Origin of the sequence: Methanosarcina sp. 2.H.A.1B.4 (genome assembly GCF_000979385.1) — an archaeon.
Lineage (GTDB): Archaea > Halobacteriota > Methanosarcinia > Methanosarcinales > Methanosarcinaceae > Methanosarcina.
The window spans coordinates 33637-57164 of sequence record NZ_JJOV01000041.1; the positions used below are offsets into that span (position 1 = coordinate 33637).

24 protein-coding genes and 1 tRNA gene are annotated in these 23528 nt (G+C 46.3%); 24 read left to right on the top strand and 1 reads right to left on the bottom strand.

Translation table 11 applies throughout. The annotated features are described in order from the left end of the window. Window positions 1-28: 28 nt before the first annotated feature. The 8 genes from hemB (at window position 29) to EO92_RS06600 (ending at window position 8520) form a co-directional block, all read left to right on the top strand. Complete coding sequence (hemB, locus tag EO92_RS06565; protein WP_048134422.1) at window positions 29-1003, top strand: porphobilinogen synthase; 975 nt, start codon at window positions 29-31, stop codon at window positions 1001-1003. 456 nt (window positions 1004-1459) lie between these two features. Further along, on the top strand, window positions 1460-2734 hold the full coding sequence (gene hemL, locus EO92_RS06570; protein WP_048170200.1) for a glutamate-1-semialdehyde 2,1-aminomutase: 1275 nt from the start codon (window positions 1460-1462) through the stop codon (window positions 2732-2734). A gap of 34 nt (window positions 2735-2768) precedes the next feature. Then, complete coding sequence (gene hemC / locus EO92_RS06575; protein ID WP_048170202.1) at window positions 2769-3722, top strand: hydroxymethylbilane synthase; 954 nt, start codon at window positions 2769-2771, stop codon at window positions 3720-3722. A gap of 38 nt (window positions 3723-3760) precedes the next feature. Further along, complete coding sequence (locus EO92_RS06580) at window positions 3761-4666, top strand: dihydroorotate dehydrogenase (RefSeq protein ID WP_048170205.1); 906 nt, start codon at window positions 3761-3763, stop codon at window positions 4664-4666. Further along, window positions 4666-5445: a dihydroorotate dehydrogenase electron transfer subunit gene (locus EO92_RS06585; RefSeq protein ID WP_048161596.1), complete on the top strand. Its 780-nt coding sequence runs from the start codon at window positions 4666-4668 to the stop codon at window positions 5443-5445. The genes EO92_RS06580 and EO92_RS06585 overlap by 1 nt, the downstream gene beginning before the upstream one ends. 77 nt (window positions 5446-5522) lie before the next feature. Continuing rightward, window positions 5523-6257, top strand: coding sequence for a fumarylacetoacetate hydrolase family protein (locus tag EO92_RS06590; RefSeq protein ID WP_048170207.1), 735 nt, complete (start codon window positions 5523-5525; stop codon window positions 6255-6257). Next, a complete protein-coding gene (locus tag EO92_RS06595) occupies window positions 6257-6562 on the top strand; it encodes a hypothetical protein (RefSeq protein ID WP_048170209.1) in 306 nt (101 codons plus the stop codon). The genes EO92_RS06590 and EO92_RS06595 overlap by 1 nt, the downstream gene beginning before the upstream one ends. A gap of 242 nt (window positions 6563-6804) precedes the next feature. Then, window positions 6805-8520 (top strand): glutamate--tRNA ligase, encoded by a 1716-nt coding sequence (locus EO92_RS06600; protein WP_048170264.1) that lies wholly within the window; start codon window positions 6805-6807, stop codon window positions 8518-8520. 129 nt (window positions 8521-8649) lie between these two features. Here the strand turns inward: EO92_RS06600 and EO92_RS06605 are convergent, their stop codons facing one another. Continuing rightward, window positions 8650-9756 (bottom strand): nitrous oxide reductase family maturation protein NosD, encoded by a 1107-nt coding sequence (locus tag EO92_RS06605; protein WP_048170211.1) that lies wholly within the window; start codon window positions 9754-9756, stop codon window positions 8650-8652. Window positions 9757-10272: 516 nt separating this feature from the next. Here EO92_RS06605 and EO92_RS06610 point away from each other — a divergent pair. The 16 genes from EO92_RS06610 (at window position 10273) to EO92_RS06680 (ending at window position 22522) form a co-directional block, all read left to right on the top strand. Then, entirely contained in the window at window positions 10273-11634 is a 1362-nt protein-coding gene (locus tag EO92_RS06610) for a Single-stranded DNA binding protein (RefSeq protein ID WP_048170213.1), read from the top strand. Then, window positions 11627-12496, top strand: a complete 870-nt coding sequence (locus EO92_RS06615) for an RPA family protein (RefSeq protein ID WP_048170215.1) — start codon at window positions 11627-11629, stop codon at window positions 12494-12496. Before EO92_RS06610 ends, EO92_RS06615 begins: the two co-directional genes overlap by 8 nt. A gap of 148 nt (window positions 12497-12644) precedes the next feature. Further along, the gene (gene serA / locus EO92_RS06620; RefSeq protein ID WP_048170217.1) at window positions 12645-14216 is read left to right on the top strand and encodes a phosphoglycerate dehydrogenase; all 1572 of its coding nucleotides are present in this window, start codon (window positions 12645-12647) and stop codon (window positions 14214-14216) included. Window positions 14217-14404: 188 nt separating this feature from the next. Further along, the gene (locus EO92_RS06625; RefSeq protein WP_048170219.1) at window positions 14405-14929 is read left to right on the top strand and encodes a DUF2240 family protein; all 525 of its coding nucleotides are present in this window, start codon (window positions 14405-14407) and stop codon (window positions 14927-14929) included. Between the two features lie 171 nt (window positions 14930-15100). Then, entirely contained in the window at window positions 15101-15481 is a 381-nt protein-coding gene (locus EO92_RS06630) for a 50S ribosomal protein L18e (protein WP_048134446.1), read from the top strand. 9 nt (window positions 15482-15490) lie between these two features. Then, complete coding sequence (locus tag EO92_RS06635; protein ID WP_048134447.1) at window positions 15491-15913, top strand: 50S ribosomal protein L13; 423 nt, start codon at window positions 15491-15493, stop codon at window positions 15911-15913. Between the two features lie 13 nt (window positions 15914-15926). Then, window positions 15927-16331 (top strand): 30S ribosomal protein S9, encoded by a 405-nt coding sequence (locus EO92_RS06640; protein WP_048134449.1) that lies wholly within the window; start codon window positions 15927-15929, stop codon window positions 16329-16331. Window positions 16332-16339: 8 nt separating this feature from the next. After that, window positions 16340-16528 (top strand): DNA-directed RNA polymerase subunit N, encoded by a 189-nt coding sequence (locus EO92_RS17030; protein WP_048141520.1) that lies wholly within the window; start codon window positions 16340-16342, stop codon window positions 16526-16528. Beyond that, window positions 16529-16603: transfer RNA gene (locus tag EO92_RS06645), tRNA-Pro, on the top strand. A 111-nt stretch (window positions 16604-16714) separates the two neighbouring features. After that, a complete protein-coding gene (locus EO92_RS06650; RefSeq protein WP_048134451.1) occupies window positions 16715-16897 on the top strand; it encodes a DNA-directed RNA polymerase subunit K in 183 nt (60 codons plus the stop codon). A gap of 68 nt (window positions 16898-16965) precedes the next feature. Beyond that, window positions 16966-17703, top strand: coding sequence for a 30S ribosomal protein S2 (rpsB, locus tag EO92_RS06655; RefSeq protein WP_052733563.1), 738 nt, complete (start codon window positions 16966-16968; stop codon window positions 17701-17703). Window positions 17704-17771: 68 nt separating this feature from the next. Continuing rightward, on the top strand, window positions 17772-18575 hold the full coding sequence (locus EO92_RS06660; RefSeq protein WP_048170228.1) for an MEMO1 family protein: 804 nt from the start codon (window positions 17772-17774) through the stop codon (window positions 18573-18575). A gap of 238 nt (window positions 18576-18813) precedes the next feature. Continuing rightward, entirely contained in the window at window positions 18814-19719 is a 906-nt protein-coding gene (locus EO92_RS06665; protein WP_048170229.1) for a mevalonate kinase, read from the top strand. A gap of 278 nt (window positions 19720-19997) precedes the next feature. Continuing rightward, window positions 19998-20780, top strand: a complete 783-nt coding sequence (locus EO92_RS06670; protein WP_048170230.1) for an isopentenyl phosphate kinase — start codon at window positions 19998-20000, stop codon at window positions 20778-20780. 3 nt (window positions 20781-20783) lie between these two features. Further along, window positions 20784-21881 carry a type 2 isopentenyl-diphosphate Delta-isomerase gene (fni, locus tag EO92_RS06675; protein WP_048134460.1) on the top strand — a complete coding sequence of 366 codons (1098 nt, stop codon included), beginning with the start codon at window positions 20784-20786 and terminating at the stop codon, window positions 21879-21881. Window positions 21882-22357: 476 nt separating this feature from the next. Continuing rightward, entirely contained in the window at window positions 22358-22522 is a 165-nt protein-coding gene (locus EO92_RS06680) for a hypothetical protein (RefSeq protein WP_156165744.1), read from the top strand. The last annotated feature ends 1006 nt before the right edge of the window (window positions 22523-23528 follow it).

Consider the following 23528-nt stretch of genomic DNA (forward strand, 5'->3'; position numbering starts at 1 on the left):
AAACAATTCATATTTCAGGAGTGATCACATGTTTCCAGAAGTCAGGTTAAGAAGGTTGAGGACGGGAAAAATCAGGGACCTTGTGCGGGAGACTACCTTATCCGCAAACGACCTGGTCATGCCTATTTTTGTAAACGAGAATATCGATTCCCCAGTTGAGATTTCCTCCATGCCCGGAATATACAATCTTCCTCTCTCAGAAGTTGCAAAAGAGGCAAAAGAGATTGCAGAGCTTGGGATTCCTGCAGTGATCCTTTTTGGAGTGCCTGCATTCAAGGACGCAGAGGGCAGCTCTTCCTGCGGGGAAACTGACGTCATTCAGGAAGCTGTCAGAAGAATCAAAGCCGAACTCGGAGACAAACTTGTGGTGATCACGGATATCTGCATGTGTGAGTATACGAGCCACGGGCACTGCGGGATAATCGACTTTGAAACTAAAGAAGTCCTTAACGACCCCACTCTTGAAGTCCTCGGGAGAATTGCTATCAGCCATGCAAAAGCCGGAGCTGATATGGTAGCTCCTTCGGGAATGATGGACGGGATGGTAGACGCAATCCGGCAGGCGCTTGACTTCAGCGGCTTTGAGAATATTCCTATTATGTCCTATGCCGCAAAATACCATTCTTCTTTCTACGGACCTTTCAGAGAAGCTGCTGAATCGGGTTATTCCTTCGGGGACCGCTCGACCTACCAGATGGACCCTGCAAACAGTGACGAGGCTCTCCGGGAAGTAACCCTTGATGTGGCAGAAGGGGCAGACATCCTGATGGTAAAGCCTGCGCTTCCCTACCTGGATATCATATACCGGGTCAAGAGTGAGTTCGGGATGCCAACAGCCGCATACAACGTAAGCGGGGAGTATTCCATGATCAAGGCAGCCGCAGCCAATGGATGGATTGATGAGAAAAAAGCCATGTACGAGTCCCTTATTTCGATCAAGAGGGCAGGGGCGGATTTCATCATTACTTACTTTGCAAAGGATGCTGCTCGGATGCTGAAGTAACTGCTTTCTTTTCAGGCATTCCTGTTTTTAGGAGGTTTCAGTCAGGGCTTTCTTTCCCGCCTCCTTTTCTTACCTTTTATTTTTAAGCCTGTCTTTTGCCTGTATGCTATCATCAATGGTTGCTTCCATCAATAACTGCTTAATAGGTGAAGGCTCTGTTATAAAGATAATAAGGAGCACAGAAAAGAGCATTAGCTTAATCCAGAAGCTCACTCCTGAAAGCCCACTTGAAAAATAAAGCCTGCTTTGCTTAAAGATTAACTTTAAGTCAGGAATTTATTTCAGTCCGGGAATTGACCTTTATTTCAGGTCTTTTTAACTCAAAAGTCCCTTTAATTTACTCAATTTAATCCAGTCCCTTTAATTTACTCAATTTAATCTAGTTCCTTTAATTTACTCAATTTAATCTATTTACAGTCCTTTATTGAACATTTAAGTCCATCCGGTGAGATTTCCATGACGTTTGAGGTAACACTTGATAAGTCCAGACAGATGTATGAGAAAGCAAAGACCCTCATCCCTGGTGGGGTTAGCAGTCCGGTGCGCGCAATCAAACCCTATCCTTTCTATACCGCTTCTGCGGACGGTTCGAAGATAAGGGACCTTGACGGAAACGAATATATTGACTACTGCCTTGCCTACGGTCCTGCTATCCTCGGGCACAACCATCCAGTAATAAAGGAGGCAATAACAACTCAGCTCGATAAAGGCTGGCTCTACGGAACTCCCACCGAGCTTGAGGTAACCCTCGCAGAAAAGGTTGCAGGCTATTATCCCAGCATTGATATGCTCCGTTTCGTTTCTACCGGTACGGAAGCCACCATGAGTGCCCTTCGCCTTGCCCGCGGCTTTACACGCCGAAATAAATTCATCAAGATTGAAGGCGGGTTTCACGGCGCCCATGATGCGGTGCTCGTAAAGGCCGGTTCAGGGGCTACTACCCTTGGAGAGCCCGATTCCCTCGGCATTCCTGCAGATTTCACCAAACATACCCTGCAGGCTCCGTATAATGATATTGAAACAATGACCGAACTTGTGGAAAAGAATAGGGACGACCTTGCAGCAGTGATCATAGAGCCTGTAATGGGGAATATAGGCCCTGTTCTCCCGTTACCCGGATACCTGGAAGAACTCAGAAAGCTCACGCTGGAAAATGATGTACTTCTCATTTTCGATGAGGTTATTACCGGGTTCAGGCTTGCAATGGGCGGGGCGCAGGAATACTTCGGGGTCGTGCCTGACATGACCACCCTCGGAAAGATCGTAGGCGGGGGCATGCCAATAGGTGTCTTTGGCGGCCGCCGGGAAATTATGGAAATGATTGCACCTTCCGGGCCTGTCTATCAGGCAGGGACCTTCAGCGGAAGCCCCTGCTCAGTGGCAGCTGGCATTGCCATGCTTGATTACCTGAAAGAGGAAAATATTCATGCAAAGCTGAATTCAACCGGAGATTACATGCGCACTGTGCTCTCGGAAATCGTTGAGGACGAAGGACTTGACTATAATGTGTGCGGAATTGCTTCCATGTTCAAGATTTTCTTCGGGGCAGAGCCTCATAATTACCAGGAGGTCCTGAAGTGTGACAAGGATGGCTACTTTGCATTCTTCCACAGGATGCTTGCAAGCGGGGTTTTCCTGCCTCCGTCCCAGTTTGAGACTAACTTCATATCTGCAGCCCACAGCGAAGAAGACCTTGAAAAGACCCTTGAAGCTTATATGGAAAATCTCTGAAGATTTTATCTTTTAAAACGTTTGAGGATTCCAAATGATCATAGGTACCCGGGGCAGCCAGCTTGCGCTTGCCCAGACCGAAAATGTTGCCCGCCTTCTCAAGGAGCAGGGCGTTGAAACCAGTATTAAGATTATAAAAACCAGCGGAGACCGGTTTACTGACCGTCCCCTGCATGCCGTATCCGGAGGAGTCGGGGCTTTTGTCCGGGAACTGGACGATGTCATGCTTGCAGGAGAGGTCGACATCGCTGTCCATTCGATGAAGGACATGCCCACAATCCGCCCGCCGGAGCTTCCTACTGCCGCAGTTCTGAAGCGTGACACTCCATTTGATGTCCTGATTACATACGATGGGACCACTCTTGACGAACTGCCTGAACAGTCCATTATAGGCACCAGTTCCCTGAGAAGGGCTGCCCAGATCAAGCGTTACAGGCCTGACCTTATTACTCAGGAGCTCAGAGGCAATATCGACACCAGGCTCAGGAAGCTTAAAGAAGGGCAGTATGACGGTATTCTGCTCGCGAAGGCAGGGTTTGAGCGTATGGGCTGGGACCTTGAAGGAGAAATCCTTTCCCCTGGGTTTTTCTGCCCTTCCCCGAACCAGGGCACGGTTGCAGTGGTGACAAGGGCAGGCACTGAGGCTGAAGCTGCGGTTTCCAAACTTGATCATACCGAGAGCCGGATTGTTACTGAACTCGAACGCATCCTGATTTCCGAACTTGGAGGGGGCTGTACAACTCCTATTGGCTCCTATGCCGAGCTTAAACCTGATAAGAAAGAAATTCATGTTCTGGCTGAAGTCCTTTCCCTGGATGGCAGAGAAGTTGTCCGGGTTGAGGAGTCTATCCCGATGATTGGCGGTATTGAGAGAGCCAGGAAACTGGGGCACAGGCTTGTGGAGATGGGGGGTAAGAGGCTGGCTGAAGAAGCGCTCCTTCAGATCTCCGGAGACGCCTGCGGTACAGAAGGTTCATACGATTATTGATACAGAGACTGCCCGCGGGCAGGAAATGGAGTTATGTAATGTATACTCTCACCGGACTTAAATTAAAAAACCCGACCATTCTTGCAGCCGGGGTGCTCGGGACAACCGGCGCTTCCCTCTGCAGGGTTGCGCGTGAAGGGGGCGCAGGTGCAGTTGTGACCAAATCCATAGGTCCCACCCCGAAAACCGGACACCACAACCCCAGCATGGTCAGGCTGGACTGCGGCTTTTTAAATGCTATGGGGCTTCCGAACCCTTCCTATCCCAGCTTCCTGCAGGAGCTCGAGTTTGCAAAAAATAACTCTCCAGCTCCGGTAATTGCAAGCATTTTCGGCGGGAATCCGTCTGAGTTTGCTGAAGTTGCTCAGGGCTTGCTTCCTGCAAAGCCTGATGCCTTCGAGCTGAACGTGAGCTGCCCCCACGCTGAAGGTTATGGGGCTGCAATCGGTTCAAACCCCTGCCTGGTAGAGGCAGTTACGGCGGCTGTGAAAGATGTTGTTAATGTTCCTGTCTGGGTCAAGCTGACCCCCAATGTTGCAGATATCACATGCATCGGAAAGGCAGCAGAAGCCGGGGGCGCAGACGCTGTTGTTGCAATCAACACTTTAAAAGGAATGGCTATTGATATTGAATCCGGATATCCGGTGCTTGGAAACCGTTCAGGAGGGCTCTCTGGAAAGGCTGTCAAGCCCGTAGCCGTCAAATGTGTCTACGACCTCTACACTGCCCTGGAAATACCGGTGATCGGTGTAGGAGGAGTTTCTTCCTGGGAAGATGCCGTGGAAATGATGATGGCAGGGGCAACCGCTGTCCAGGTCGGGTCTGCGGTATATGACCGGCTGGATATCTTCTCTGAAATCGGTGCAGGAATAGAGGCTTTCCTCGAGAGGAAAGGTTATTCGGATATAAATAAAGTTATAGGGCTTGCCCACGAGATGGTCTGATGCTTCCTCTTAATGCTACAATAACACAGATAACTGAAGAATCCCCTGCTGTCAGGACTTTTTTCTTTGATCCCAGGTTTGAGGATATGGGGCCGGGGCAGTTTGTAATGGTCTGGATCAGGGGCGTGGACGAGATTCCTATGGGCCTTTCCAGAAATAATTCCATAACTGTCCAGAAGGTAGGGGAGGCAACCTCAAAGCTCTTTGAGTTAAAAGAAGGAGATTCTTTCGGGCTCAGGGGTCCTTTCGGAAAGGGCTTTACACTTCCTGTTAAAGGCGAAAAAATACTTGTTATAGCTGGCGGGGTCGGAGCTGCTCCCCTATCTCCTTATGCCGAGGCAGCCTTTGCTGCAGGTGCTGAGGTGCATACTATTCTTGGAGCACGGAGTGCCGGAGACTTGCTTTTTGAAGGGCGATTTGAAGCCCTTGGAAAGGTTTATGTCTCTACCGACGACGGTTCAAAAGGAGTTAAAGGGTTTGTGACTGATGTCCTCAAAAGCCTTGACATGGCAGCCTATGACAGAATTTCAGTCTGCGGCCCTGAAATAATGATGTCTTCGGTTTTCAGGCTCCTTGAAGAGAGAAAGGCTCTGGAAAAGTCAGAGTTCAGCCTCCACCGCTATTTTAAATGCGGCATCGGGGTCTGCGGGGCATGCTGCATAGACCATTCCGGGCTTCGGGTCTGCAAGGACGGGCCTGTGTTTTCCGGGGTTCAACTCATTGGTTCGGAACTCGGAAAATATTCCCGGGATGCCAGTGGGCGAAGAGTTAAAATTTAAGTTTCGATATATCATTTAAAAAAATGAAAGAGAGCAGGTAAAAAGCTCCACGAATACAGGATGAGGAAGGCAAAGATATGATTGGAAGGTTCAGGTCAGGAGATAATATTTTTTATGGGGAAATCGAAGATGGGCGTGTGTATCCCAATGGAGGGATCTCAGCCGGGGCATTTGAACTCTCGGAACTTCGCGTTCTACCACCCTCATTCCCCTCTAAAATCGTCTGTGTTGGCCTGAACTATAAAGATCATGCCGAAGAACTTTCCATGGAAGTCCCTAAATCCCCGGTTCTTTTTTTAAAGCCTCCCTCTGCGGTTATAGGGCATGGGGACAAGATCATTTACCCTGCATCCAGTTCGAGGGTAGACTATGAAGCTGAACTCGCAGTCGTAATCGGAAAGCGCTGCAAGAATATTTCAGCCGAAAAAGCCGAAGACGTGATTGCAGGTTATACCTGTTTTAATGATGTGACTGCACGTGATCTCCAGCAAAAGGATGGGCAGTGGACAAGAGCAAAGAGTTTTGATACTTTTGCAGCATTCGGGCCCTATATCGTCTCTACAGAAGAAATTGATGTTGCTGATATAAAGATTGCCTGCAGGGTAAACGGGGAAACCAGACAGGAATCAAGCACTTCAAACCTGATTTTTGATATTCCTTATCTCATTGAATTCATTACCGAGATTATGACCCTGGAAGTTGGGGATGTAATAGCTACCGGTACACCTCCTGGAGTTGGTGAACTGCACAGAGGAGATACTGTGGAAGTTGAAATCCAGGGAATCGGAAAACTTAGTAACGAGGTTGTCTGATGCTTCTTGAGCAAATTGGAACTGAACTTGACCTTGCAGAGCGCCACCTGATTGTGCTCAAAAAGGTAATTGAAGAAGGTCCCATAGGAATCCTTAAACTTGCAGAAGTCACCGGGATGCAGAACCATAAGGTGCGTTATTCCCTGAGAGTCCTTGAGCAGGCAAATCTTATCAAGCCTTCAGCTCAGGGGGCGGTGCCAGGGGATGCTGTCCCTAAATTCCTGCAGGATTTTGAGCGGGAGCTAGGTAGTATCAATGAGAAAGTGTCCCGGATACGGGAAATTGAAGTCTCTATTCCGAAGTAAAGGCTTTTGTCTTTGAAAACCCTTTCTGGATGTGCTTTTTTGCAATCCGGGCTTTTCTCCGGAGTTCCGGGCTTCGGTGACTTTTTATAATCCTATTTACATGTTTTTTCCGCAATCACCGGATTCAGCGCATCTTATGGATTTATCCCTTTTTGTGGGTTTATCTATTCAGTTGAACTTGTGTGATATTCTTGTCTCATCCAATCAAGATTTAATCCATGTTTATTTTTGGAGAAGCTCCTATGACCTTAAGTCCTGAAGATCTTAAATCAATAGAAAAATATGCCCTTCAAAATGCTGTAAAATACGGAAAAGCCCCCCAGCCAAAAGCTGTAATGGGCAAGGTAATGGGGGAGTACCCTCAGCTAAGGGCCGATCCCAATGCCGTCTCTGCGGCACTTGAAGCTATTGTTTCAGAAATTGCTAATGGAAACCCTGAAGCCTGGGAAGCCCGGCTGTCGGAAATTGCTCCGGAGCTCATAGAAGCCCTGAGTGTAAAAAAAGAGCCTGACAAGGGTTTAAAACCCCTTGAAGGGGCAGAGACCGGCAAAGTCGTAATGCGCTTTGCCCCTAACCCCAACGGGCCCGGGACCATGGGCAGCGCAAGGGGCATGGTAGTCAATTCCGAGTACGTAAAGATCTATGAAGGCAAGTTTATCCTGCGTTTTGACGATACCGATCCTGATATAAAGCGCCCCATGCTTGAAGCCTATACCTGGTATCTGGACGACTTCAAATGGCTCGGAGTTGTGCCTGACCAGGTTGTCTATGCCTCTGACCATTTCCCTATGTATTATGATTATGCAAAAAAGCTAATTGAGATGGGGAAAGCCTACGTCTGTTTCTGTAAAGGGGAGGACTTCAAACAGTTCAAGGATGCTAAACAGGCCTGCCCGCACAGGGACACAAGCCCTGAAGAAAACCTCATGCACTGGGAAAAGATGCTTGCCGGGGAATATGAAGACCAGCAGGCTGTGCTGCGGATCAAGACCGATATCGAACATAAGGACCCTGCTTTGAGGGACTGGGGTGCATTCAGGATTAGAAAAATGTCCCATCCCCGCCCTGAAATCGGAAACAAATACGTTGTCTGGCCTCTCCTGGACTTTGCAGGCGCTATCGAAGACCATGAACTCGGCATGACACATATCATCCGGGGCAAAGACCTTATGGACAGCGAAAAGCGGCAGGGCTACATCTACAAATACTTCGGCTGGACATACCCGAAGACCACCCACTGGGGTAGGGTCAAGATTCACGAGTTCGGAAAGTTCAGCACGAGTACCCTGCGCAAATCCATTGAATCCGGAGAATACAGCGGTTGGGATGACCCCCGCCTGCCAACAATCCGGGCAATCAGGCGTCGCGGGATAAGGGCTGAAGCCTTAAAGAAATTCCTGATCGAAATGGGAGTCGGGATGACTGACGTGAGTATAAGCATGGAATCTCTGTATGCCGAAAACCGTAAAATCGTGGACCCTATTGCAAACAGGTACTTCTTTGTCTGGGACCCGGTAGAACTGGAAATTACAGATTCAGAGCCTGCAGTTGCTAAACTTCCGCTCCACCCCACTGATCATGCAAGAGGTGTAAGGGAAATTGCCGTAGAAAATAAGGTACTTGTCTGTAAGGACGATGTCGAAAAACTTGAAGTGGGCTCTGTCCTCCGCTTGAAAGATTTCTGTAATATCGAAATCACTTCCCTTTCCCCACTTCAAGCAAAAAGCTCTGATGTTTCTCTTGAAGCCCTTAAAAAAGCAAAAGCAAAGATCCTCCACTGGGCTCCTGTTGACGGAATTTCTGTTAAAGTCCGAGGGCCCGAAGGCGATATCGAAGGAATGGGAGAACACGGGATTGCAGCCGAACTTGACAACATCGTCCAGTTCGAGAGATTCGGATTCTGTAGAATTGATGCCGTAGATGGAGAACAAGTTGTGGCTTATTTTGCCCACAAATAATTCAGGGAAATGAAAAGTACAGAAAAATGAAAAGTACAGAAAAATGAAAAGTACAGGGAAAAGAAGAAGGACAAAAAACTGTCCCTTCTGCTTCCTCTCCTGTTTTCTATTTTTATATTACTGTTATTGTTACCTTCTCCGCTTCAGGATATAAGCCGCTCCTGCCGCCAGAACTGTAAATCCAAGACCCGGTCCAGGAGCTCCGTTTTCTTCTGGAGCTTCTGTTTCATTAGTTTCATTTCCTTCCCCTGCGGTTTCGTTTTCTTCTGTCTGTTCTTCTACAGGGGTTCCAGTCTCATTTCCTGCGCCTTCTCTGTCTGCCAGGCCCTGCTCGTAAGCTTCAGCATCCAGTTTGTTTTCGAGGGATGTGACAGCATTTGGAACTTTCGGGAAAAGTGGGGAGTTATCGGATCCGCCTCCGGTTACCTCGTATGAGACATCACATATTCCATTGCTGTTTCCATCCACGCAGGTTTCACTGTAACCGGTCCCTTCAAGGTCTGCCCAGAAATTACCGCCAATATAAGGGCCCCGGACAAGGTTACTTTTGGTTGAGAGGGTACTCTGCCAGATGTTGTCTGCGTTTACGGTGTTTTCTTCTACATTTTCTGCGTTTTTGAAGTAGTTATTAAAGATAATGTTCCTGCGGCTCTCTTCAAGGGAGATCCCGAAACCGTAATTATAAGCAACGAGGTTGTCCTGGATCGTGTTTGAGTCCGAGCCTTCGAGCCTGATCCCTATTTCATTCAGGGTTATGGTGTTGCCGTTTATGTTATTATTTCCCGCTTCCTGCAGCAGAATCCCGTATTCTGAGTTGCTGGCTCTGTTATTGTTGATATAGCAGTTATTGGCTCCTGTAAGCAAAATTCCGGCTTTCTTTGAATCCTCTACCCCAAATCCACTGAAAGTTACCCTTTCCGCAGTTATTTCTACGGTACTTTCTGCAGGGTCAGCTGCCTTTACAATCGTATTTTCAGGGTTCCTCGAGTCAGACCAGATTCTCACCTGCCTGTCTATTTTGAGGTTTTCAACATAAGTCCCGGGGCTTACAAAAATAGTATCTCCGGCTTTTGCGGCGTCCACTGCAGCCTGTATTGTGGTATAGCCTCCTTCTGCTTCAGAATCCACGTTTAAGTTTGCTGCAGAAACGGCAGAGCATGTGCATATGACTGCCAGAATAAATGCCGTTGCTACTATTTTTAATACCTGTAAATTCCTTTCTTTCATTCTTTCCATCTTTAGTTCCCCTTTTACTCTTCCATTTCGTTATGGTTCTTTCATTCGTTTTTATCATTTTAGAAACCGTTAATTTCCTCTTTTCCGAATTTCCTTTGTTTCTCAGGAACGGATCTTATCTCTTTTTCAGGAATGTATCTTGTTTGTTTTTCAGAGCTAATTCTTTCAATATTTTATCAGGAAAACAATTTTGTCCTGAAAAGATATATCTTTGGAATCACAAGTTCTGAACAATCATCCTTGAAAAGTAATATCTAAAAGATTACAGAAGCGAAGTTTGTTTAAACTAACAGTTAATGATTTCCAAAAGTTATCTTTATGATGGACTGAGTATTCCTACTTATCAGATTTCGAAAATATCAAGTCTTGAAACCTGACTACCTATAAATGCTCGAAATGCTCGCAGTTGTAAATGACTGCAGTCATAAAGTATAACCTAAAACCCATATATCTAAAGTAAAACCTGAAACCCTTATATCTGAATTGTTTTATTCTTGTCTCGAATGGAGGCTTAAAATGGATGAAAAAATTGCGCCCCAACTTGAAGAGCTAACCAGGGCGCTTGGAGACCTTGAAAAGAGTGGCATCCGGGCAGAATTCGATAAACTTCTTGCTTTTCGCGTACCTCCGGAAGTTGCAAAGGAGAGTATCCTTCGAAAGTTTGGTGGAAAAAGGAAAGTCCTGAAGGTAAAAGACCTTTCAGCTTCCCTTAAAAATTTTGAAATAACAGGCAGAATCCTGGATCTAGGGGAAAAGGCACTTCGCCCTCAGGAAGGGGCGCATGAGGGGCCTTCCAGATTGTATACCGGAGTTCTTGCAGACGAAACGGGGTCTGTCATGTTTTCCTCATGGAGGGAGTTGCCGGGCTCGGTTGGAGATGTTATCAATGTCAGGAACGCCTATACTCGCCTCTGGCAGAACAGGATAAGGCTTTCTATAGGGGAGCAATCTCTGGTATCTAAAGTTTCTGACTCTTCACTCCCTCCGCTTTCCGAACTTTCCGAAAGTCCCGCAAAAAAATTGATTGATATCGGTGCTGCGGATTTTTCCGTTAGAACCGTAGCCTGTGTACTTCAGCTTTCTCACAGAGAAGTTCTGGTCAGGGGTAAGCAGTCTAAAGTGATTTCCGGCGTGCTTGCGGATGAGACCGGCAGGCTGCCTTTCAGCGCCTGGGTTGAACTTCCGGGCATTGACATAGGAAGCATAATCAGGATAGAAGGGGCCCAGATCCGCATGTTCAGGGGAATGCCTTCGATCAATATCCTCAGCAGTACTAAAGTCTCTTCAGTCGGGTCTGAAGAAGCTGAAAGTCTTGCTTTTACTTTCGAGTCCGCAGCAAAAGACCCTGCCCCCTTTAAAATAGAAGAAATAGACTCAAGAGACAGTATGTTCGATATAGCTGCTGCAGGCAATGTTGTTTCAGTCCGACCGGGTTCTGGAATCATTTCCCGCTGTCCGGAGTGCAGTCGCGTGGTCCAGAAATCAAATTGCAGGGCACATGGCAAGGTGGAAGGCGTAAGAGATATGCGAATTAAGGCTATACTGGATGATGGGACAGGGGCTATGTCAGTCATGTTTCCAAGGGAACTTGCAGAATCTATCTACGGGAAGACCCTTGAGGAAGCCGAACAGCTCATGTTTTCTGATATTTCTAAAGACGCGGTCTATGAAGACCTGAGACGGTTCCTTACCGGCCGTTACCTGGCAGTACGCGGGAATTCTTCAAAGGGAGAGTATGGAATTTCTTTTGTTGCAGAAAGTGCCTGGGTGCCCGAAGATGACCTCGCTGTTAGAGTTGTTGAATTATTACACAGGCTCGGGCAGGATGAAGAGGAACCGGGTTCAGAGGTTTCCGGGGGAGGGATAATCCTTGCTTAAGAGAGAAGTTGCAAAAAGGGTTTTTGCAAAAGAATTTGAAGCCTGCAGGGAGCTTGAGAAATCGGCAAGATCCGCGTCCGAAACAGCTGATTCAAAATCCCCCAACCTGCTTATCAGCCCTCTGGGGCTTATTCTCAACCGTGTCTTTGCAATTGGTGTGCTTACCGAACTCGACAGCATAGGTACACAAAATGAAATGTGGAAAGCCCGGATAGTTGACCCAACGGGAGCTTTTACGGTATATGCAGGGCAGTTTCAGCCTGATGCTTCCATTTTCTTTTCAACGGTTCAGGTCCCTGCTTTCATAGCACTTACCGGAAAAGCCAGAATTTACGAACCCGAACCGGGCTCTGTTTTTATCTCAATCCGGGCAGAAGAGGCAAACGTTGTAGACGAAGAGCTCCGCAATAGGTGGGTTGTGGATACTGCAGAACAGGCCGTTGACAGGCTTGAGGCTTTTTCGGATGCTCTCGCATGCGGATACCATGGGGAAACACTCAGGGAATACCTGCTTGAGAGAGGAATTTCCGAAGAGCTTGCGGAAGGGATATCCATTGCCCTTGAAAGGGAACGCGCCCCTCAGGAATTTGCTAAACAGCTCAGGGCTTCTATCCGGGAAGGTCTCAGCGCTCTGAACTTCGAATCCGAAGATCCTGCAGGAGCCAAGGCTGACCAGAAGGAGTTCGTACTTGAGCTGCTCAGGGAAATGGGTGGAGGCAAGGGAGTTGATTACGCTAGTTTTGTAGATGCCGCAATCTCAAGAGGCGTCCCTGAAGAGTTAGTAGAAGAAGTTGTCCGTTCCCTTCTTTCGGGAGGGCAGTGTTACGAACCGAAGATCGGAATTATAAGGCTTGTAGGTTAATCGTGTGGAGTGGAGCTTTAAAGATCCTAATATTAGGAAAATCCGTCTCTAAAAACATGTGATAATGCTTAAGTGTGATTAAGTTGATTGGTATTCTTTGTTAAAATTTAGCATCTCACATTTATCGTATTTATCTGGAGAAATTAACATGAAAGTATTGGTCAGCGACTCACTCTCCAATGAAGGTTTGGAGATTCTGAAAGAATATTTTACTGTTGACGTTTGTACCGGTCTCTCCGAAGACGAGCTGGTGGAAAAGATCGGGGCCTACGATGCCCTTGTAATACGCAGCGGCACTCAGGTTACTCAGAGAGTCATCGAGGCTGCTGACAGCCTGAAAATTATCGGAAGGGCAGGAGTCGGAGTCGACAATGTCGATGTTGACGCAGCCACCAAGAAAGGAATCATTGTAGCCAACGCTCCCGAAGGAAATATGATTTCGGCAGCAGAGCACACAATTGCTATGATGATGTCGATGTCCAGGAATATCCCTCAGGCAAACGCTTCCCTGAAATCCAGGGAATGGAAGCGCAACAAGTTCACGGGCATTGAGGTCAAGGGCAAGACACTGGGAGTTGTAGGGCTCGGAAGAATCGGGTCTGAAGTCGCAAAGCGGGCTTCAGGGCTTGAGATGAACCTTATGGGGTATGACCCTTTCATTTCCGAGAAGCGGGCTGCCGAACTCGGAGTCAAGCTGGCTACAGTTAATGAAATTGCAAAAGAGGCTGACTACATCACAGTGCACACTCCACTTATCAAGGAAACCAGAAATATCCTTGATGACGAGCAGTTCGCCCTCATGAAGCCAGGGGTCAAGATCATCAACTGTGCCCGCGGCGGCATCATCAGCGAAGAAGCCCTTACAAGAGCCCTTGAAAGTGGAAAGGTCGGCGGGGCAGCCTTAGATGTTTTTGTTGAGGAACCACCTTTTGACAATCCTCTTCTGAAATTTGACAATGTCATTGTAACTCCGCATCTCGGTGCCTCCACACAGGAAGCTCAGGTTAATGTTGCAATCGACATCGCCAGGGAAGTAGTCTCCGTCCTTACTGGCGGGCTTGCAAAGAACGCAATCAATATCCCCTCGGTGAAGCCCGAAGCTATGGCAGTCCTTGCTCCATACATCAGGCTCGCAGAGCTCATGGGTAAAATTGCAGGGCAGCTTGTAGACGGCAATTACGAAAAGGTAGAAATCGCGTACAATGGGGAAATTTCCGGAAAAGACACCAGACCCCTTACAGTCTCTGCCCTCAAAGGGCTGCTTGAAATGGCTCTCGGTTCCGGGGTAAATTACGTCAATGCTCCTATCCTTGCGAAGTCCAGAAAGATCGCAGTAGTGGAAAGCAAGTCCGAATCTGCAGAAGAGTATTCTTCAACTGTCAGTATCAGGCTCACCAGCGGAGAAACTGCGAAGCTGGTTGCCGGAACTGTTGTTGGAGATGAGCCCAAGATTGTTTCCGTTGATGATGACAGTGTAGACATCTTCCCCGCAGGCCGTATGATCTTTGCCAAGCACATTAACAAACCGAATGTTATCGGACCCTGTTGTATGGTTCTTGGTAAAAACAACATCAACATTTCAGGCATGCAGGTCGGAAGGGCAGAAGTCGGAGGCGTTACCATGATGGTCCTTAACGTGGATGTCGATGTCTCTGATGCAATCCTTGAAGAGGTAAGGCAGGTCCCTGGAATCATCAATGCCAAGCTTGTGACCCTCTGAATTCGTTCATCAGTAAATTGTAGTAAAAAATATTCCGAAAAACATTTCACTTCGGTACAGGCTTAAATTTCATTTCTGTGCCGGAGACATTCAATTTTTTCCGGAATTCTTCAAATGTGAAACTGCGCCCTGTGGGAATTATATACTATACTGTCCCTCCCAGCGCAGTTATTTTTCGAGGTTCATGAATGGAAGAACTTAAACGTGTTGTTTCGGCCCCTTTTAAAAAAAATCTTACCGGTTCTCTCCCGGAAAAAGACTTTGAGTTTTCCCTTGCCTTTGACCTGAAATGGTTTTCCCCGAAGACTGCTTCTGAGGTAAAGGGCCGCGCCCTTGAAGCAGGCCTGCTTTCCCTTAAGGACGGTGCACTTTTACCCTGTTTTGATGTTGAGAGTGTCCGGCTTCCCCATGCTTTTAAACCGCCAGAAGATTTTCTTAAACTCAACGGGAAACCCGGAAAACCAGATAAATCTTCTGCAGGTCGTCACAGGGAAGAAATATCCTTTGAACAAATCCTTGATTTCGTTTCCGCGGATACGGGCGTGAACAGACAACGGCTTGTTTCCGAAATCAATTCCATGCAGGATAGGCTTGCTTATCTTGTGGATATCCGGATAGTGGCACTTATTGTGGCAAGAAAGTTCGGATGCGAAATAGAGGGGATACTTGGGAAGGTTTCCATGGTTGTTCCTGGTTCTTCAGATTACGCATAATCTTTATGTACTAGAAATGTTATTCACATCATACCATCCGACTAATCGCTTGATCTTTAATTTGCTGCCCCTAACTTCAGAGTTGCGGCAGCTATAGCGATGTTCGAACGCGATAGGGAATTTTTTTCCGCGTGAGTGAGATTTCATACTAATCTTGCGGAGGGACATACATTGGGTAAAAAATCACTGGTAAAACTAGTAAGAAAAACAAATCCAAGAATCGTTTCCCTGATTCTTACCCTGAAAGAGAGGGCAAATGGAGATTCTGCCCCCATCTGGAAGGATATAGCGAAACGTCTTGAGGCGCCGTCCAGAAACTATGCGGCTGTGAATATAAGCAAGATCAACAGGCACACTGCTGAAGATGATGTCCTGCTTATCCCCGGAAAAGTCCTGGGTGCAGGTCTCCTTGATCATTCTGTTACGGTTGCGGCTGTAACATTCAGCGAATCCGCAGTTGAAAAAATAACTGAAGCCGGCGGCAAGTGCCTGAGTCTCGAGGAGATCATGGAAGCAAATCCAAAAGGGTCCGGTATCCGGATTTTCCGCTGAGGTGACAAGATGACGGTTATCGATGCAAATGGACTTATTCTGGGGCGTCTTGCAAGTACAGTTGCAAAACAGTTGCTTTCAGGAGACGAAAAGGTTTATATTATAAATGCCGAAAAAGCCATCATTTCTGGCGCAAGGGCAGCCACACTTAGAGAGTACCGGGAGACCCGAGAAAGGGGTGCAACGGAATTCGGGCCTTACTTCCCGAAGCGTCCGGACCGCATCCTGAAGAGGACTATTCGTGGCATGCTGCCCTATAAGAAATCAAGAGGCAAGGATGCAATGTCCAGGCTCAAAGTCTATGTAGGTGTCCCCTATGAACTTAAGGGTGCTGAAACGATCGCCATCGCAGATGCCGACATGAGGCTTCTGAGTTCCAACAAGTACATGGAGCTTGGTGAAGTGAGCCAGAAAATGGGTTCAAAGTTCTAATGGGTGAGTCCTCATGGTCAAAGTAGTTAATTCATCTGGAAAGCACAAGACTGCAACTGCACGTGCAACAGTCATGAAAGGTACCGGTAAGGTCAGGATCAACAAAATTCCACTCGAGCTCTATACTCCTGAGCTTGCAATGATGAAGATCTCCGAACCTCTGCTAATCGCAGGAAATGAAGTAGTTTCCGGGCTTGACATCAATGTCGATGTTCGGGGCGGCGGAATCGTCGGGCAGGCTAATGCGGTAAGGACCGCTGTTGCTCGTGGGATTGTGGAATGGACAAATGACACAATCATCAGAGACAACTTCGCAACCTACGACCGCAGTTTACTTGTAAGCGATTCCAGGCAGAAAGAATCAAAGAACTTTGGTGGGCCTGGAGCAAGGGCTAAATACCAGAAATCTTACAGGTAAGGACAGTTATGATCCCAGTCCGATGTTTCTCATGTGGAAAAGTAATCTCTAACTATTGGGATGAGTACAAAAGACGCGTCAACGATGGCGAAGACGCTGCTACAGTAATGGATGATCTCGGGATCACCCGTTACTGCTGCCGCAGAATGTTCCTCAGCCATGTCGAACTTGTTGACGTTCTTTCACCGTACCAGTAAGGGACCGTAGGGTAGCTTGGTCCATCCTTCGGCGTTCGGGACGCCGGAACCTGAGTTCGAATCTCAGCGGTCCCACTTCCCTTTTTAAGGGCACTGGTTTTCAGGTGTATGTACTGAATATCAAATTTATCATGCTTCTCGATTATCGGAACTCATCGGAGCGTTTTTAAGTTTCAGGGTGATCTGTTGGTTAAGGAAAAATATACCCGGTTCGAGCGTGCACGAATTGTTGGTGCAAGAGCATTGCAGATAGCAATGGGGGCTCCTGTCCTGGTTGAAGATGACGGGCGGCTGGACCCCCTGGGTGTAGCCATTGCAGAGTTGAAGGCCGGAGTTATTCCTATAACGGTCAAACGTAAGAAAAGCTAAAAACGTAATGGGATACATTTCAGATGCTGAATGCGTTTTATTGTTGATTCTATATATGAGGTGACTTTATGGAGGAAATTGAGCAGACAGGGCAGGAGGAAACCGGAGAGCAGCCTTTGCCTGAAGAAAATGTCGTGGCTGAAGCAAAACCTGAAAAGGAAGCCGCAGCAAAGACCGGATCTGTACCTGTAGAATCGGGGGAAGAAGCAGTTTCTCCCAAAGAGGGAGCTACATCCCTTGTATCTATTGACGAATACCTGGCAGCAGGTGTTCATATCGGGACCCAGCAGAAGACTCAGGATATGATGCGTTTCGTATACAGGGTCAGAACTGACGGGTTATACGTACTTGATATCCAGTCCACAGATGAAAGAGTCAGAGCTGCATCAAAATTGTTGTCTCACTATGACCCTTCCAGACTCCTTGTAGTATCTTCAAGGCAGTATGGGCAGCACCCCGCCAGAATGTTCTCAAGGGCACTTGGCACAAGGGCAATGCTCGGAAGGTTTATTCCAGGTTCTCTTACAAACCCGCAGATGCATGGTTTCTTTGAACCGGATGTTATAATTGTAACCGATCCGGCCGGAGATGCCCAGGTCCTGAAGGAAGCTTCAAGCATTGGGGTGCCTGTGATCGCACTTTGTGACACCAACAACCTGACCTCAAATGTGGATCTCGTAATCCCAACCAACAATAAGGGTAGAAAAGCCCTTTCTCTTGTCTACTGGCTGGTTGCAAGGGAAGTATCCAGACTCAATAATACCCCCTTCAATTACGAGATGACTGATTTCGAAACTCCTCTCTGATTCCGGAACATCCGTCCTGCATACTGCAAGGGTTTATACAAATTGCCCATATCTTATATTATGGGTGATTGGAAATGAGACAACCAGCAGTTGCAGGGCAGTTCTATCCCCTGCATTGTGATAATCTGGAGAAAGAACTTATACGATGTTTCGAAGGTCTGGAGTTCAGAGAACGAGAAGTCCTTGGGGCTGTTTGCCCGCATGCCGGGTATATCTATTCCGGGAAAGTGGCTGCACATGTTTATGCAACCCTTCCTGAAGCCGATACCTATATCCTTTTCGGCCCCAACCATACAGGGTACGGTTCGCCAGTATCAGTATCCAGAGAAACGTGGAAAACCCCTCTGGGAACTATTGATGTTGATCTCGAACTTGCAGAAGGATTTCTCGGGAGCATCGTTGATGCAGATGAACTGGGGCACACATACGAGCACTCTATTGAAGTCCAGCTTCCTTTTCTTCAATACCGTTTCGGACGGAATTTTAAAATTCTTCCTATTTGCATGGGTATGCAGGACGAAGAAACAGCAGTTGAGGTGGGAAACCTTGTTGCTGACCTTGTTTCCGAAAGCGGGAAACGTGCGGTTATCATAGCGTCCAGTGATTTTACTCATTACGAAACTGCAGAACGCGCAAGGGAAACCGATACCGAAGTTATAGATGCTATCCTGAATCTCAATGTCTCAGGCATGTATGACCGGCTCCAGCGAAGAAATGCTTCAGTATGCGGATATGGGCCTATTGCAGCAATGCTTTCAGCTTCCCAAAAGCTCGGAGGGTCCAGGGCAACTCTACTTAAATATGCAAACAGCGGAGACGTTTCAGGAGATCTGAGTGCAGTTGTCGGGTATGCTGCGATTATTGTGGAGTAAAGACATATCTTACGAAAAATGAAGTATGCTTGTTTTTATTATGCAGAAAACACCCGGGATAAAGTTCATGCCGGGATAAGTTTTTTTATATAATTTTTACTTTTACTTATGGTCAGCCTCTCCGAGGATAAAGTTCATTACTTTACATGCTCAAATTCAACAAAACTTTACATACTCAAATTCAACAAAACTTTACATACTCAAATTCAACAAAACTTGAACATTTTTGAGGGATAATATGGTTTCATGTTCTGCGCCCGGCAAAATCTATCTTTTCGGAGAGCACGCGGTTGTTTACGGAGAAACCGCAATAGCATGTGCGGTAGAGTTGAGGACCCGGGTGAGGGTAGAGTTAAACAATTCCATAGTTATCCAGTCACAAATTGGTCGAACAGGGATTGATTTTGAAACACATCCCTATGTTTCTGCAGTTATTGAAAAAATGGGGGAATTTGTACCCATAAAAGGCGTCTTTTTGACTGTTGATTCCGATATCCCTGTGGGTTCAGGGCTCGGGTCGTCTGCTGCGGTAACAATTGCAAGCATAGGCGCTCTAAATGAACTGTTTGGATGTGGCCTCTCCCTTGAAGAGATTGCAAAACTTGGGCATGAAATCGAGATCCGGGTACAGGGTTCAGCAAGCCCTACCGATACCTATGTTTCTACTTTCGGAGGGGTTGTCACCATCCCGGAGCGTAGAAAGTTAAAAACACCTGACTGCGGAATTGTGATAGGGGATACCGGAGTTTTTTCTTCCACAAAAGAGCTTGTAGCAAATGTAAGGCAGCTTCATGATAGCTACCCTGAGCTGATTGAACCTCTTATGGCTTCTATTGGCAAAATCTCCCTAATTGGAGAACCCCTTGTGCTTTCAGGGGACTATGCTTCTATTGGCAGGCTCATGAACGTGAACCAGGGCCTGCTTGATGCTCTTGGGGTAAATATCCTTGAGCTTTCACGTTTAATCTATCCCGCAAGGGCAGCAGGAGCCTTCGGGGCAAAGATTACGGGAGCCGGAGGTGGCGGCTGTATGGTTGCACTTACGGCACCTCAAAAGTCCATACAGGTAGCTGAAGCCATTGCAAACGCAGGAGGTAAGGTCACCATTACAAAACCCACGGAACAGGGACTGAAGGTCGACTGAGCCTTAAGGAACTCCCGTGGGTTTTCCTGCAAAGGAAATACCTATATTCTCCGAAATCAAAACGCTCCGGAATCTTTACGGATTTTTCAAAAAAAGTGTGTTTAAAGGTCGGATGGAGCATTTAATAACAATTATTCCCGTTTAATTATTCCCGTTTAATTATTCCCGTTTATTTATTCCCGTTTAATTATTCCCGTTTAATTATTCACGGTTTAATACTGTCGCAGATTAATCCTTAGATCGACTGAAAGCTATTTAAAAAGGTATCGAGTGATATAATGAACGCTTCAACCGAATCTGTTATCCTTAAACTCGGAGGCAGCGCCATTACTGACAAAGGCGCAAATGAAGGGGTTGTAAAAGAGGCTGACCTTCTCAGGATTGCACGGGAAGTTTCAGGCTTCCGGGGAAAAATGATTGTTGTACATGGGGCTGGCTCTTTTGGGCATACCTATGCCAAAAAATACGGGCTTGACAGGACTTTTGACCCTGAGGGGGCAATTGTAACACATGAATCCGTAAAGAAACTCGCCTCAAGGGTAGTGGATGCTCTGAACAGTTTCGGAGTTATGGCTATTGCTGTGCATCCAATGGGCTGTACCGTTTGCAGAAACGGGAGGATAGAGAGCATGTACCTTGACAGCATAAAAATCATGCTCGAAAAAGGCTTTGTCCCCGTACTGCACGGAGACGTTGTTATGGATCTTGAACTCGGGACCTGTATCCTCTCGGGAGACCAGATAGTTCCTTATCTGGCAAAGGAACTCGGGATCACCAGGCTCGGGCTGGGCTCGGCTGAGGATGGGGTGCTTGATAAGGATGGAAAACCGGTGCCTGAGATCACTCCTGCCAACTTTGAGGAATTTCGGCAATGTATCGGGGGTTCGGGAAGTACCGATGTTACAGGTGGAATGCTCGGGAAGGTGCTGGAACTTCTGGAACTTAGCAAAAATTCTAGTATCACTTCACATATATTCAATGCAGGAAAAGCGGATAACATTTACAGGTTCTTAAATGGGGAATCCATAGGGACCAGGATCAGTCCGGATAAAAGGGTATGAAGTATGATCAATACTACCTCAAGGCGAAAGATAGAACACCTGAAGCTCTGTGCTGAAAGCCCGGTTGAAGCCCGGGGGGCCAGTTCGGGTTTTGAAGATGTGACCCTAATCCACAGGGCGCTTCCTGAATTAAACATGGATGAGCTCGACCTTTCTGTGGACTTCCTTGGTAAACGCATGCAAGCTCCATTTTTGATTGCATCTATTACAGGAGGGCACCCTGATACCATCCCTATCAATGCTGCACTTGCGGGTGCAGCCGAAGAGCTGGGAGTCGGGATAGGGGTTGGCAGCCAGAGAGCTGCAATTGACGATCCTGCTCAGGAGGACTCTTTCAGGATTGTAAGGGATGAAGCTCCGAAAGCCTTTGTCTACGGAAATGTTGGGGCTGCCCAGATTCGCCAGTACGGGGTTGAAGGGGTAGAAAAACTCATCGAAATGATTGATGCCGATGCCCTTGCCATTCACCTGAATTTCTTACAGGAAGCCATCCAGCCCGAAGGGGACAGGGATGCTACCGGTTGCCTGGATATGATTACTGAACTATGTTCTATGCTCAAAACTCCCGTGATTGTGAAAGAGACCGGAGCAGGCATTTCCAGGGAAGATGCCCTTCTCCTTCAGAAAGCCGGAGTCTCTGCAATTGATGTCGGAGGAGTTGGGGGCACCAGCTGGGCAGGAGTCGAGGTCTACAGGGCAAAAGAAAGCAGGGATTCGGTTTCCGAACGTCTCGGGGAACTTTTCTGGGACTTTGGAATTCCTACTGTTGCCAGCTTAATAGAATCCAGGGTCTCCCTCCCGATTATCTCAACAGGTGGAGTCCGAACCGGGCTTGATATTGCAAAATCCCTCGCTCTGGGAGCCAGTGCGGCAAGTGCAGCCCTGCCCTTTGTGGGACCTTCTCTTGAAGGAAAAGATTCGGTTGTCAGTGTCCTCTCCCACATGCTGGATGAGTTCAGGGCTGCAATGTTTCTTTGCGGCTGTGCAAACATCCAGGACCTGCATAATGCGCCGGTTGTTGTCACCGGATGGACACTCGAATACCTTGGGCAGCGCGGTTTTAATGTAAAAGATTATTCTTTACGCAAAAATGCACTTTAATCAAAGGAAAAGAGGGACTGTAATCATTTCATCATCCCTTCCTTCTATCCTTCATCTGCCTGCACAGCTCATTACAGATTTATTCGATTACAGATTTATTCGATTACAGATTTATTTGATTACAGATTTATTTGATTACAGATTTATTTGATTACATATTTGTTCGATTACATATTTGTTCGATTACAGATTTATTTGATTACATATTTGTTCGATTACATATTTGTTCGATTACATATTTGTTCGATTACATATTTGTTCGATTACAGATTTATTCCATGACAATGTTTATACGTAAAACGGAAGTAATGTCTCAAAAGAAAATAGTTAATATTAGTCAATATTAACCTGAGAACTTATTTATCTCTCTGAACTCTTAATCAGGGAAAAAGTAATTAGCTTTGTTTCCCTTTAGGTATACCGGAAGAGTAAAAGAACGCCGTTTATTAAGACTGCATGAGAATACCAGAGTTATCATGATTCCGTCTGGAACAATGGAAGCAGTTTTACTGGGATTTGCAGGTAAGTACTGCGGTAAGATCCTCTACAAAGCAAAGATCATACATAACAAATTGGCAGAGCAGCTGTCAGTTTACTTTAACATCGTGAAATACTATAACATCGTGGAAATAAAGAGCTAATTTTTCTGGTAATTCAGATAAGTATAATTACCAGAATAGAACTTAGCTGAATAGGACTCAATGTCAAATTACCTTCATTAAGCAAAGCAGGGATCGCTCCTTAAGATCCTTAATTTAGAAATTAACTCTTAGAACTACCTCATGAAATTCTTAGTTTGAAGATCAATTTCCCGGGGTAAAGACCTTCGAAACATTAATTGGGGTTAATTTTTCCTTGAAATACACTCCTTAAAATCATCAATTCAGGACCAACTCAAAGAATTGGTTCTTTAAATCTTGATTTAATAATCAATTTCTTTAAATCGTTCATTAGAGTCATTTATGGAATTGTTTAATTAAAGGTCACGTATCAGATTCATTAAATCAGGAATTGTTCATAAGATCAACTGGAATAAGGGATCAATTGTAAACAAATCATTTAGACAAGTATTGAAGTGAGTTCCATACCTGATCAACTGGAATCTGGAAAATACTGGAATTCAGGAAATAAGTCATTGGAGTATGAAGACAAATCATTGGAATATATAAACTAGATTATTGGAATATATAATCTAGATTATTGAAATATAGAAAATAGGTTAGTAAAGTCATTTAAAGGTAAAAGCTTACCCTTAATTCGGAGTATGTTTGGAATCAGGCCTTTTGAGAAATAGTTGTGACTAAGGAAGGATACTGAATGTGCCTGTGGATCAAGTTCGGCTCTGGAAATCTCTCAATGGGTCGGAAAGCCTTTTGAAAATCTGTATTACATGAGAACAGGATCAGAGGTAGTTTCCGGAAGTTCTGGCAGATCAAAATATTTGTATAATGAAACAAATATATATTTAAAGTGGCATTATCCTGCTAGGGACTGCAGCCTGGTGCATTTCATCCAGGAGAGGATTTCTTCAAGGGTATAAGAGGTAGCTTTTAGAAGTGACTTTTCTAAAGATGATTCTATACTTCTCTACTATACCGTTTACATTCATGGTCATTGATTTAAGACCGTTACCTGATTCTTTTTGAG

Excerpts from the sequence above, each read along its gene's own strand:
- EO92_RS06640 (WP_048134449.1), top strand. The coding sequence starts at position 15,927 with ATGGTCAAAGTAGTTAATTCATCTGGAAAGCACAAGACTGCAACTGCA.
- EO92_RS06610 (WP_048170213.1), top strand. The coding sequence starts at position 10,273 with ATGGATGAAAAAATTGCGCCCCAACTTGAAGAGCTAACCAGGGCGCTT.
- EO92_RS06580 (WP_048170205.1), top strand. The coding sequence starts at position 3,761 with ATGTATACTCTCACCGGACTTAAATTAAAAAACCCGACCATTCTTGCA.
- EO92_RS06665 (WP_048170229.1), top strand. The coding sequence starts at position 18,814 with ATGGTTTCATGTTCTGCGCCCGGCAAAATCTATCTTTTCGGAGAGCAC.
- EO92_RS06680 (WP_156165744.1), top strand. The coding sequence starts at position 22,358 with ATGATTCCGTCTGGAACAATGGAAGCAGTTTTACTGGGATTTGCAGGT.
- rpsB (WP_052733563.1), top strand. The coding sequence starts at position 16,966 with ATGGAGGAAATTGAGCAGACAGGGCAGGAGGAAACCGGAGAGCAGCCT.
- EO92_RS06625 (WP_048170219.1), top strand. The coding sequence starts at position 14,405 with ATGGAAGAACTTAAACGTGTTGTTTCGGCCCCTTTTAAAAAAAATCTT.
- EO92_RS06670 (WP_048170230.1), top strand. The coding sequence starts at position 19,998 with ATGAACGCTTCAACCGAATCTGTTATCCTTAAACTCGGAGGCAGCGCC.
- EO92_RS06590 (WP_048170207.1), top strand. The coding sequence starts at position 5,523 with ATGATTGGAAGGTTCAGGTCAGGAGATAATATTTTTTATGGGGAAATC.
- hemL (WP_048170200.1), top strand. The coding sequence starts at position 1,460 with ATGACGTTTGAGGTAACACTTGATAAGTCCAGACAGATGTATGAGAAA.
- hemC (WP_048170202.1), top strand. The coding sequence starts at position 2,769 with ATGATCATAGGTACCCGGGGCAGCCAGCTTGCGCTTGCCCAGACCGAA.
- EO92_RS06635 (WP_048134447.1), top strand. The coding sequence starts at position 15,491 with ATGACGGTTATCGATGCAAATGGACTTATTCTGGGGCGTCTTGCAAGT.
- hemB (WP_048134422.1), top strand. The coding sequence starts at position 29 with ATGTTTCCAGAAGTCAGGTTAAGAAGGTTGAGGACGGGAAAAATCAGG.
- EO92_RS06600 (WP_048170264.1), top strand. The coding sequence starts at position 6,805 with ATGACCTTAAGTCCTGAAGATCTTAAATCAATAGAAAAATATGCCCTT.
- EO92_RS06595 (WP_048170209.1), top strand. The coding sequence starts at position 6,257 with ATGCTTCTTGAGCAAATTGGAACTGAACTTGACCTTGCAGAGCGCCAC.
- EO92_RS06605 (WP_048170211.1), bottom strand. The coding sequence starts at position 9,756 with ATGGAAAGAATGAAAGAAAGGAATTTACAGGTATTAAAAATAGTAGCA.
- serA (WP_048170217.1), top strand. The coding sequence starts at position 12,645 with ATGAAAGTATTGGTCAGCGACTCACTCTCCAATGAAGGTTTGGAGATT.
- EO92_RS06585 (WP_048161596.1), top strand. The coding sequence starts at position 4,666 with ATGCTTCCTCTTAATGCTACAATAACACAGATAACTGAAGAATCCCCT.
- fni (WP_048134460.1), top strand. The coding sequence starts at position 20,784 with ATGATCAATACTACCTCAAGGCGAAAGATAGAACACCTGAAGCTCTGT.
- EO92_RS17030 (WP_048141520.1), top strand. The coding sequence starts at position 16,340 with ATGATCCCAGTCCGATGTTTCTCATGTGGAAAAGTAATCTCTAACTAT.